This window comes from Rubneribacter sp., assembly GCF_965361815.1.
Window position 1 is genome coordinate 1 of sequence record NZ_CBDTNW010000012.1, and the last position, 11,265, is coordinate 11,265.

Annotated in this window: 10 protein-coding genes; 9 read left to right on the forward strand and 1 reads right to left on the reverse strand. The window is 67.9% G+C overall.

Annotation, left to right across the window (positions count from 1 at the left end; translation table 11 throughout):
• Positions 1-398 (reverse strand): hypothetical protein (locus ACWKY3_RS00710; protein ID WP_449314505.1); only part of this gene is annotated, 398 nt, incomplete at its 3' end.
• Between the two features lie 385 nt (positions 399-783).
• On the opposite strand from ACWKY3_RS00710, the gene ACWKY3_RS00715 reads away from it, so the two are divergent.
• The 9 genes from ACWKY3_RS00715 (at position 784) to ACWKY3_RS00755 (ending at position 11,146) form a co-directional block, all read left to right on the forward strand.
• A complete protein-coding gene (locus tag ACWKY3_RS00715) occupies positions 784-1,710 on the forward strand; it encodes a hypothetical protein (RefSeq protein WP_449314506.1) in 927 nt (308 codons plus the stop codon).
• 326 nt (positions 1,711-2,036) lie between these two features.
• Positions 2,037-3,365, forward strand: a complete 1,329-nt coding sequence (locus ACWKY3_RS00720; RefSeq protein WP_449314507.1) for a leucine-rich repeat protein — start codon at positions 2,037-2,039, stop codon at positions 3,363-3,365.
• A gap of 20 nt (positions 3,366-3,385) precedes the next feature.
• Positions 3,386-5,296, forward strand: a complete 1,911-nt coding sequence (locus ACWKY3_RS00725; protein WP_449314508.1) for a leucine-rich repeat protein — start codon at positions 3,386-3,388, stop codon at positions 5,294-5,296.
• 199 nt (positions 5,297-5,495) lie between these two features.
• Complete coding sequence (locus tag ACWKY3_RS00730; protein ID WP_449314509.1) at positions 5,496-6,578, forward strand: hypothetical protein; 1,083 nt, start codon at positions 5,496-5,498, stop codon at positions 6,576-6,578.
• A 36-nt stretch (positions 6,579-6,614) separates the two neighbouring features.
• A complete protein-coding gene (locus ACWKY3_RS00735) occupies positions 6,615-7,118 on the forward strand; it encodes a hypothetical protein (RefSeq protein ID WP_449314510.1) in 504 nt (167 codons plus the stop codon).
• Positions 7,115-8,824, forward strand: a complete 1,710-nt coding sequence (locus tag ACWKY3_RS00740; RefSeq protein WP_449314511.1) for a hypothetical protein — start codon at positions 7,115-7,117, stop codon at positions 8,822-8,824. The genes ACWKY3_RS00735 and ACWKY3_RS00740 overlap by 4 nt, the downstream gene beginning before the upstream one ends.
• Position 8,825: 1 nt before the next feature.
• On the forward strand, positions 8,826-9,443 hold the full coding sequence (locus ACWKY3_RS00745; protein WP_449314512.1) for a hypothetical protein: 618 nt from the start codon (positions 8,826-8,828) through the stop codon (positions 9,441-9,443).
• Positions 9,444-9,501: 58 nt separating this feature from the next.
• On the forward strand, positions 9,502-9,942 hold the full coding sequence (locus ACWKY3_RS00750) for a DUF4418 family protein (protein WP_449314513.1): 441 nt from the start codon (positions 9,502-9,504) through the stop codon (positions 9,940-9,942).
• 31 nt (positions 9,943-9,973) lie between these two features.
• The gene (locus tag ACWKY3_RS00755) at positions 9,974-11,146 is read left to right on the forward strand and encodes an FtsX-like permease family protein (protein ID WP_449314514.1); all 1,173 of its coding nucleotides are present in this window, start codon (positions 9,974-9,976) and stop codon (positions 11,144-11,146) included.
• The last annotated feature ends 119 nt before the right edge of the window (positions 11,147-11,265 follow it).

Consider the following 11,265-nt stretch of genomic DNA (forward strand, 5'->3'; position numbering starts at 1 on the left):
TTCTGGGAATCGTCGGCATAAGCCAGCGCCGCAAGTAGCGGACGCGTCGGCAACGCCGGCAGGAAGGAGGTGGCGAACAGCAGCGTAAGAAAGGGAAAACCCCGCTGGCTTTGACGGGCTGCGGGGTTTAGACCTATCACGATGCTGCCCGGATCGGCGGGGCACCGCTTGGTTCGCATGGTACCACAGCGCGCCTCCAGACGCCACCTTTTTTGGCCGTGGGTGCGAGTGCTTGTGCTTGCTTGCTGGCGGATGACGGGGATGACGGGGCGGGCGGGGACGGGCGAATGACGGGGGCTTGCGGGGTGCGGCATGCGTGCGGACGGAGGGGATTCGCGCGCTTTCTTGCGGCCGCTGGAGGCCGAAAAAGGCAAAAATTTTTTTTCTCGAAAATCCATAACTAAGAAATGCCTGTTCAGAGGGTGTTACCTGTACCTAGGTACAGGTTGACAAACTCGATTTCATCCCTATTATCCACCCACGAGGATAACGGTTCGCTTCCCCGTGCGCAGCGTGCTGCACGGGCCGGAAGGCCTCTTGCGCGCACCTGCGAGACGTTGCGGGGTCCCGCAGGCTCAGGCACCGCAGGGCCCGGCCCCGCAGAATGTCCGTCGGAAGCGTCTCCGTCATCCAGGCAGGAAAAGAGTCCGCCTGCCGAACGCCGAGCGGCTTGAGGTTCCTTTGGCCAAGGAAAGCCGGCCGGCGCTTTGCCGAAGCATGCCGGCGGAGGAAAGGGGCGGCCGTTCATGCGCTTTGCGTGCAGAGGATACGGAAGGAGAAGGTATGCAGATCAGCATGACCAAGAGCAGGTTCGCTCCCATCGTTGGCCTGGCGGTTGCGGCTGCGGCGGCGTTGACGCTGTCTTTGGCCACCACCCCCGCGTACGCGAGCGACGTGCCGTACAACGCCAACGCCAAGATCACGGCGAAGGCGTACGATCCCACGTACGAACTCGAGGCCCAGACCATCAACACGACCATCGTGTTCGGCTCCAGCGTGTCTGGCGTTGAGGCTGGGGCGATGGAGAGCTACCTGCAGGACAACATCACTATCGCCGGACGCACCATCGCCGACGAGGGCGACGCGGACACGTACGCTCGCGACGTGTACAACGTGGCCATCAACGGCAACACGGTGACGTTCACCATCGGCCCCAACACCAAGGGAATGACGGCTAACTACAGCTCCGAGTTCCTGGTGAAGGCCGATGCCGCCGACAACGCCACCATCGCCGCCGCCATGGGCAACGCCGACTCGGAGACGATCGTGGGCAGCGGGATTGCGGTCGGGAAGGTTGGCGTTACGGGCAAAACCGCAACGTTCGAGGTGACGGATCGCGCCCAGGCTCGCAGCATGAACCACATCCTGATCACCGACAACATTAACGGTAACGAAACCGCTATCTTCGAGGGGACGGGTACGTTCAGCAACGGAGGCATCACCATCCACTCGCACAGCTTCATGTCGCAGACGACCGCTGATTACGCGGCGGCCATCGTCGCAGCCACGGTGGACGGAAATGGCAATCCGCTGAATCCGAACTACACCTTCGTTGACGAGGGCAATGGTCAGTTCAGCATTACCAAATTGTCGGCGGGTCTTGCCGGCACCATCAAGGTTTACGTGTACGATAGCGATTACCTGAACCGTTACGAGAAGTCCGTCGGCGAGATCTATGAGGACGAATGGGTCGAGGGCGAAGATTACTAGCGCAAGCATGCTTCGCTCGGGATGATCGAACCTGGTCGTCTCGCTCACAAGAACTCATGATCCGGCTTTCTCGCCGCTGAGCGAGAACAATGCGCCCGCCGTGCGGCGCGCGGCGGGCACCGTCAGTCGAGGAGGGGTGCTGTGTCTGACTGGATGCGGTACCCCTCCTTTCGTTTGTTCATACGAAAGGAGGAGGTGCCATGGTGCGGCCAACCAAAAAGGGCTGTCGGGCAGCAAGTTCGGTAGCCCTTTCTGCCGCTTTGGCGTTTTCCTGCGCTCCCGTTGCCTACGCCGACGATGCGAATCACGAGTCGGAAAGCGTTTCCGTGGAATCTTCCGGTAGCCAGGCGCTTTCTGGGGGAAATGTCTCTGAAAGGTTCGACGAGGGGGATGCGTTTTCTTCGGAGCTGGTGAGCGAACCCGCATCGGAGGAAACGGCAAGTGCAAGCGGCACGAGCGCGGTGGAGCGCTCGCCAGCGCAAAGCGAAGCCGGTTCTGCTTCGGGCTCGGACTCCGGCGCGCTTGCGTCGTATACGGATGGCGCTCAGAGTCGCGCGGTGGATATAGACCTGTCTGGCGAAATGGTGTATACGCCTTACTACTGGGGGAATGACTTCGAAGATCTTCCGGATTGGATTACCCCTCCCAACGGCTACAGTGCTTCCGATTGGATGGCTTACCAGGTTGCCGGTACGCTGATAGCTGTCGAATGGTACGATTACAATTCCTGGCTTCCGGTTTCCCTTGAGTTCGCGCAACTGCCCTCTGGACTTCAAGGTTCGGGGAAAAATAACTTCAGCAAGATATGGGCAGATTTTAACTATGGTTCCTCTACGGGGTCGTCGGCTTCGGCTGCGGTTCGGGAGGGCGTGACGAGCATTCCTGCCGGCTTCATGCCCAACCTCACTTACTACGATGCGTACCACCCTCAGCTGACTGTCTCTTTGCCGTCATCGCTTACCACTATCGCTCCCGGCGCGTTTCTGACCGACATCAGCGCATTCACCATCGATGACAAGTCGGGGTTGTACGAGGTGGGCGAGGCGTACAACGTGATGTGGGGCGACAGGGGCAAGACCGTGCTGGTGCAGTCCACGCAGAAAGAGGGCGACATCGTCATCCCCGAAGGGGTGAAGACGGTGGGCGGCAACGCGTTTTACGGGTCGTCCTATACGACGCTGAGCATTCCCGCCAGCCTGACGGAGATATCGGCCGATTCGTTCGCGAACTTCAAGGGCAAGTTCGAGTCCATCACGGTGGCCGAGGGCAATTCCGTGCTCTACGTCAACGACGACGTGGACAGCGCGAACTACGGGCAGCTGTGCCGGACGAACGCGCAGGGCCAGGAGGAGGTCGTGCTGCAGACCGAGGTGGTCCCGGCCGATGCGGACGGCATCCTGTACAGCAAGGACGGCACCACGCTCATCTCCGTCACCAAGGCGTTCGCCGGCGGAGAGTACACGGTGAAGGAAGGGTGCACGGAGATCGCGGACGGCGCGTTCGAGGGCTGCACCACGCTCACGTCCATTTCGGGTGCGGACGTGAAGACGGTGGGATCCTCCGCGTTCTCGGGCTGCACGGCGCTTGCGAACGTGGACCTTCCTGCGGTTGAATCCCTGGGGGGGGGTCGGCGTTTTATGGCTGCTCGTCGCTGAAAAGCGTGAGCTTCCCCAACGTGGCGGACGTTCCGGGCTCGACGTTCAACGGCTGCTCGTCGCTTAGCGAGATCAGTCTTCCCAAGCTCTCCTCGCTTGGCGCTAGCGCGTTTGCCGGGACGGGGCTCACCGAGTACACCGTGCCCGCCTCCGTGGATGCAACTTCCGCGACGGGTCTGTTCAGCGGCTGTTCCAAGCTAAAGAAGGTTGACCTTTCCGCAGCCTCGCTGGGCGCTATCCCGGATAGGTTCTTCAAGGATTGCACGGCGCTTGCCGAGGTCGTGTGGCCGCAGGGCGGCGTCAAGAGCATCGGGGAGCTGGCGTTTCAGAACACCGGTCTTGCCTCCGTCGACCTGTCGGGCATGGCGGGCGTCACGCTGGGGGGCGGCGCGTTCAGAGACTGCGCGTCTCTGGCCTCCGTCGTTTTGCCGAGCGGTGTGTCTTTGGTGGACGCCGGCAGCAATGGCGGGCAGTTCCAGGGTTGCACGAAGCTCGCCTCCATCGACCTGTCCAACACGAAGCTGACCTCGCTTCGCAGCAACCTGTTCGACGGCTGCACGGCGCTCTCCTCGGTCAAGCTGCCCTCCACTCTGGAGGCTATCGGCAACTACGCGTTCCGCAACTGCACGTCGTTGGCGGCGCTCACCTTGCCCGACGGGCTGAAGACCATCGGGCGCGAATCGTTTGGCGGTTGCTCGTCGCTTGCCAACGTCGCGCTGCCGAGCAGCGTGACCGACATCGAATCGGGCGCGTTCAACAACACGCCGGCTCTGATCAAGTTCACGCTCGGCCCCAACCTGTGGCTGGGCGTGCCCGAGGAATCGTGGTCGAAGGACTCCGACGACACGTGGAGCACGGGCGCCATCTTCACCACCACCCCGGCCACCACGATAGGCCGGCCCGAGGCCGACTTCGTGGCCAAAACCTCCTGGAGCAGCGTGGCCGAGGTCGATCTGTCGCTCTACGGCAACCACTACATTCCGCCCTACACGTTCATGGGCCTGAACAAGCTTGAGGAAGTGGTCATTCCCAAGCAGGTCCGCACCGTGATGGAGGGCGCGTTCATGGGCTGCACGTCGCTTAGGGACGTGTACTGCTTCAGCCCCGACATCAGCTTCGTGATCAGCGAGGGGCAGACGGGCGACTCGTCGCTGGGGTGGACCTCCAAGACCTACCCCTCGTTCTGCGCCTGGGGCATGGGCATTGCCGGTCAGCCGGAGGTGAAGTCGCTTTCCGGCATCAACTTCTACGGCTTGGCGTACTCCAACAACAAGCTGCTCGAATGGTGCGAGGTTTCCGACAACACCTTCGTGCCCTTCGTGGTGCTGGAGGACTTCGCCGCAGACGAGGCGCTGGCGCTGTTCGGCTACGAGGTGACGGGCTACAACAACGTGGCCGTGGCCGACCTGGTGTACACCGGGCAGGCGCTTGAGCCGCAGATCAAGGTCACGTTCACCGACCGCGACGGCGTGGCGCCGCGCATGCTGGACGCCTCCGACTGCCAAAGCATCGTCTACCGCGACGCCGCGGGCAACGTGGTGGATTCCATCGTGGAGCCCGGCGCCTACACCGTGACGGTGACAGGCGACGGCAAGAGCGTGTTCGGCACGCAGACCATCTCCTTCAAGGTGGTGGATCCGGGTGCTTCGGGCGGCCAGCAGGGCGACGACCAGCAGCAAAACCAGTACCAACAGAACCAGCAGAACCAGCAGAACCAGCAGCAGTACGGCCCGTACCAGCAGGGAGCCTACCAGCAGGGCGCGACGGCGCAGCAGGCGGGCTACGCGACCACGCAGGCGGCCCAGCAGGGCGCGGCCCTGTCCCAGACGGGCGACGGCTCGCCCACGGGGCCGCTGGCCACCGTGGCGGCCCTTGCCCTGGGGGCTGCGACCGCAGCGGCGACGGCCGTTCGCAGGCGGACGAGGCGTTAGGGCCTTTTGGGACGAGGCGGGCCTTTGCGCGGGCCCGCCTCCGGCCCGCTTAGGGCCGTGGGAGGCTTCGGCCTCCTGCGGCCCTGCGGCCTCCGCCATCCGGGAGCCCGCTGCGCCGGGCGGCGCGTCCGGGCGCATCCGGTTGCCGGATGGCGAGCGAGGCGACGCACGCAATCCACCGAACAGGGAAGGGACGAACATGGACATGGCAACGGCAAGGGGCCTCCGCGTGCGGCGGGGGTTTTCTCGCGCAGCGGCGGCGCTGGCGGCCGTCGTGCTGGCGGCGGGGCTTCTCGGCGCGCCCCCGCGCGCCGAGGCGGCGGTGAACTTCGGCACGGTGAAGGTGTACCTGCCGGGGTCGGTGCAGGTGACGGCGGGCGGCTCCACCTCGGTGAGCTGCACGATCGACCCCTACTCGCACCAGCAGACGCCCAACTGCACCACCGACTACTGCCCAAGCGGCTGCGACTTCGCTTCGGGCGGGTGCTTGAACGCCGCCGGGCAGTGCACCTGCTTCGGCACGGCGTACAGCACCTACTACTCCACGGCGTCGGCGTCGTCGTCCAACCCGTCGGTGGCGCGGGCCACGTACGCGAACGGCGTGCTGCACGTGGACGCCTACCAGGCGGGCACCTGCACCATCACGGTGTACGGGAGCCTGCGCCTGTGGACCACGGGGACGGGCACCATGCAGGTGACGGTGACGGAGCCTGTTGCGTCGGCGCCTTCGGGCGGAGCGGCCGGCGGCGCCGCTTCGGGCGGGGACGCGCCCTCGGGGGGCGCGGCCTCGGGCGGTGCGGCTCAGGACGGTGGCGCGACGTACTGGCACGACGGCGGCACGGCTGCGGGCGCCGGCTCGGGTTCGGGATCAGGCGGTGCGGTGGCGGGCAGCGTGTCGGTGAGCGACGCGGGCGTGACCGCTGGATCGTCTACGGGACAGGTGCTGTCCGCCCTGGTGGCCGGCGGGAACCCCGTCCAGGTGGAGCAGGGCGCGCAGGCCATCGAGGAGGGCAGCGTGTCGCTTGTGCGCCTGGGGGAGGGCTCGGTGGCGGAGGAGCTTGCCGCAGTGGCCGGCACAAAGAGCACGGTGTGCTTCTGGGAGGGGGACTCCGTCGAGGAGGCGCGCTATATGTGGTCGTTCGCCGGAGCCGACCTGGCGCCCGAGGCCGTAACCGACGCCGATTTGGGCGTGGAGGATGTGACGGAGGAGCGCGGGGAGCTGGCGCGGGCGCTTGAGGGCGCGACGTACCGCGCGCTCGACTTCGCGCAGGAGGGCGCCTAACCGTGTCCGGCCAGCTTCGCCTACCGTGTGTCGGACGTGTTCGACAACGGGGAGCGCTTGACGCTGTACTTCTACGACGAGGACGCCGGGTCGCTCGTGCTGGTGCAGGAGGGCGTGGAGGTGTCGGAGGGCTACGCGACGTTCCGGATAGACCACGGGTCGGTGTGGGTGCTGGCGAACGACGACGGGCTGGCCGGGCCGCTGGCCGAAGGGGAGGGCGCTGCGGAGGACGGCGCCGCCCCCGCGCAGGTCGCGCCCGACGGCGCCGAGGCTGCGGCGGAGGACTTCCCGGTGGCGCCGATTGCTGCGGGTGCTGCGGCGGTCGCCGTCGGCGCCATTGCGGTGGGTACTGCGGCGTCGCGCAAGCGCCGCGCGGCCGCAGGCGCCGCCGATGTCCAGGAGGCGCCTGCGGGCGCCGATGCCGGCGAAGCGCGGAAGGCCGACGGCGCGGCGGAGGGCGATTGCGCCGATAGGGCGGACGATGGCGAGGCGGAGGGCGCCCAGGAGGCGCCCGATGCCGAGAAGGGAGAGGATCAATGAGGTTGACGAGGGCTTTTGACAAACGGATGCGCGCGGCGATCACGGCGGCGCTGGCGCTGGCGACGGCGTGCGCGCTGTGCTTTCCCGCGCAGGCGTTCGCCTACTTCGCCAAGGATCCCGTGGGGGTGTATCTGGGCGCGGGCTCGCTGTCGCTGACAAGCGGGCAGACCGGCACGGTGTCGGTGTCGGTTGACATGTGGAGCGAGCAGCAGCTTCCCGGCTGCGGCATGGCGGAGTGCCCGCAGGCGTGCGGCAACCTGACCACGCCGTGGGGCGAGGTGGGCGGCTGCCTGAACGCGGCGGGATGGTGCCAGTGCGCGGGCACGTCATACATCACGGCGTACACGACGCTTTCGGTGTCGTCTTCCAATCCGTCGGTGGCGCGCGCCACGGTGAGCGGCGGCGTGCTGAGCGTGCAGGCCTATTCGGCAGGCACGTGCACCCTCACGGTGTACTCGTCGCTGTCCAAGCACCGGGAAGGCTCCACCACCATGACCGTGAACGTGAGCGACCCGGTCAGCGCCGCGCCGTCGGGCGGCGGCGCGTCGGGCGGCAGCGGCTCGGGCGGCGGCTCTTCGGGCGGCGGGGCGCCGTCGGGCGGCGGAGCCTCTGGCGGGTACTACGTCGCTCCCTCCGGCAATGTCGGAGGGGGTTCGGGCTCGGGTTCGGGCTCGGGCGGCTCGGGCGGCGTGAGCGTGTCGGCCGCAGGCGCGTCGGCCACGGCGGCGGCCGCGGCGGCCGCGTCGTCGGGCGGCGGCGAGCAGCGCACGGTGGTGGAGATGGAGGCCGAAAACGGCGCGAAGGTGATCGTGGTGGAGGCCACCGACACCGCGGCCGCCGCCGAGGAGCTGGCCAAGATCAAGGGCACCGAGGGCACCTGCACGTTCTGGAGCGGCGGCACGCTGGAGTCGCCGGCCATCAGCTGGACGTTCAAGGGCGCCGACCTGTCCGACGAGGACGACCTGAACGTGGACCCTGCGGTGAGCGTGACCGAGAAGGGTTCGGGCGACGTGGCCGAATTGCTGGCCGACGTGGGCAAATCCATTGTCATGGACTTCGCGCACACCGGCGATCTGCCCGGTCCGGCCGAGGTGTACGTGCGCACCTCCGGCGTGTACGAGGACGGCGCGGTGCTGGGCCTGTATCGCTACGACGAGGATGCGAAGCGCTTCCGGCTTGAGCAGGAGGGCGTGGAGGCGAAGGACGGTTACGCCGTGTTCTCCATCGACCACTGCTCCACGTGGGCGCTTTCCGACGAGGACCTGGCGGCGTTGGGGCTTCCGGAGGACGAGGCGGACGAGGACGGTGCGGCCGGTGCGGACGATGCGGCAGGCGAGGTGGACGCGTCGCAGGTCGACGTGCATGCGCAGGACGGCGCGCCGTATCTGATCGCCGGAGCCGCGGCGCTGGCGGTTGCGGCGGCTGTGGCAGCGGGCGTGCTGGTGGCGCGCAGGCGTCGGGCGGCGGCCGCGTCGGAGGAGGAAGGCGCGGGCGAGGCCGGGGCCGCAGACGCCGGTGCCGAGGACGAGGCGGGCGAGGCCGAGCGTTCCGAGGACGGGGAGACGTCCGGCGGGGACGCTTCCGAGGCCGGCGAGGCGGCGGTCGACGACGAGGCTCCCGAAACGAGCGCCCTCGAGGACGACGAGGCTTTCGAAGTCGCCTCCGGGGCCGACGAGGCGCGAGACGGCGATGGCGCCCGCGCGTAGGGTGGCCCTTCTCCGCACGGTGATCGCGCTTGCGGCGGTCGGCGCGCTTGCGGCGGGCGCGCCGACCCGGGCGCTTGCGGCGGGCGGGGAGGAGGATCCCGCTTTGTCGCTTGAGCTGCCCGAGCGCATAGAGCTTGCGCGCGTGGACGTGGTGGCGCTTCCGGCTTCCACCGATCCCGCCTCCATCGAGGTGGGCGTTCCCTGCGGCATGTTGGAGATGTGCGGGCAGGACCCATGCTTGTGCGGGGCGGTGGACGCGTGGGGCGCGTGCGCGTGCAACGGCGTGCGCGAGGCGCGGCCTTCGTTCTCGCTTTCGTGCGACGCCGAGGGCGTGGTGGCGCTGGTGGAGGTGCTCGGCACGCCGTACCTGGTGGCGCTCGGCACGGGTTCCACCGAGGCCGTGGTGAGCGCCGAGCTTCCCCATCACCGGGGAGCAAGCGCCTCCGCGACGGTGGAGGTGGCGCCCCTTGGACCGCTCGACGTGGCGAAGGTGGTCGGGGCGCTTGCGGTTCTTGCGGCGGTGGCGGCCCTTGCGGCGCTTGCCGTCCGCAGGGTCGCGCGGGCGGCGCGCAAAGCGGCCGCGCGGCTGTGGGAGCGCCGTGCGAACAGGAAGGAATAGACGGTTTGGCCGGGACGCGCCGGCAGGCGGCGCGTCCTTTGCGAAGAAAGGGGCGACCATGACTGCAACAGCGTGGAGAGCCATGTCCCTTGTGGCGACGACGCTGGCGGCTGCCGCCGCGTTGGCAGCGGGCGTTTCAAGCGGTTGCGCGGCGTGCGTCGAGACGGCGGCGGGCGCGTGCGTGCCCATGAAGTGCCACTACACGTTCGTCGCGGTGTGCCTTGTCGAGGCGCTGGGGGCCTTCGGCACGTTGGGGCTTGTGTTCGTGAAGTGCAAGATGGGCCGCCGCTGGCTGGCAGCGGTCGGTCTTGCGGCGCATGCGGCGGCGCTCGCGCTCATGCGAACGGGGCTGATGGGGCTGTGCGGCGACACGTCCATGCACTGCCATGAGACGGCGCTTCTCTGCACTGCGTTGGCGGCGGCGGGCGCGCTTGCGTGCGCGGTCCTGATCGCCCTCGCCGATCCGCGGCGCGCCACGTTGCCGAAGCGGGGTATCTAGCATGCTCACCCTCATCAAGCATGCCATACGCATGCGCAAGACGCAATCGGCGGCCACGCTGCTTTCGGTGGCGCTGTCGGCGGCGGTGGTGTTTGCGCTGGCGCTGTCGTTCCAGGGCGTGCAAGGCGGGCTGGGCGCCAGCCGAGAGCGCTTGGGGGCCGACATAGTGGTGGTGCCCGCCGATGCGGCGGTGAGCCTCGATCAAAACGCCCTGCTGTTCAGCGGCGCTCCCGCCAACATGTACATGGACGCCGCCATGGAGGCGCGGGTGGCGGCCGTGGGAGGCGTGGAGCGCACCACCGCGCAGTTCTACGGGCAAACTCTGGACGCCAGCTGTTGCTCTGCCACCGAACCCGCGCGGCTCATCGGCTACGACGCGGCGACCGACTGGGTGGTGGCCCCCTGGGCCGACCGGCAGACGGACGGCGGCTTGGAGGTGGGCGAGGTGGTGGTGGGCTGCAACCTGGCCGACGACTTCGCGGACGGCGGCACGGTGCTGGGCCGCAACGTGGAGGTGGCCGCGGTGCTGGACGCCACGGGCACCGACATGGACGGATCGGTTCTCATGGACATGGACCAGGTGCGTGCCTTCGTCAAAGACACCGAGGAGCTGGCGTATCTGTGGGACGAGCACGGCAGCCCCGACGGGCTGATCTCGTGCATTTTGGTGGAGACGGCCGAGGGGCAGCGCGACGAGGTGGCGGCCGAGCTGGCGGCTTTGGAGGGTGTCGCCGTCATCGAGGCGTCGGGCGCGGTGGAGGAGGCGGCCGGGCAGATGGGTGCCCTGTTCTCCATCATGGCCGGCGCGGCGGCGCTGTTGGTGGCGGCCACGCTGTTCCAGCTGTTCGCGCGGTTTTTCAGCCTGGCGTGGGACCGCCGTGCGGAGCTGGCGCTGTACCGGGCCTTGGGTGCGTCGCGGCGCGAGGTGTCGCGCCTCATCGCGGGCGAGGCGGCCGTTTTGGTGGGCGGCGGCGCGGCGGCGGGCTTGGCGCTGGGCGCGCTTTTATACCTGGCGGTGCCTGGCATGCTGGCCGGGGCGGGGTCGTTTCCCTACGTGGCGCCCGGGCTGGGCGCGGTAGCGCTGACGGCGCTGGCTGTGGTGGCGCTCTATGCGCTCATCGGGCTGGCGGCTGTGGCGTGGCCTTTGGCGCGCGCGGGGCGCATCGACCCGTCGAGCGCCATGCAAACGGGCGACATCGATTAGGGGGCTTCGCCGTTTCGACGACTTGCGGCTTCGAGATTTGCCCGACCTGGGTGCGCCGGATTTCGGGGCGTGTTCGATCCGGGGGCGCAAGGCGCGGTGCCGATGCGCGTGTTCGACCT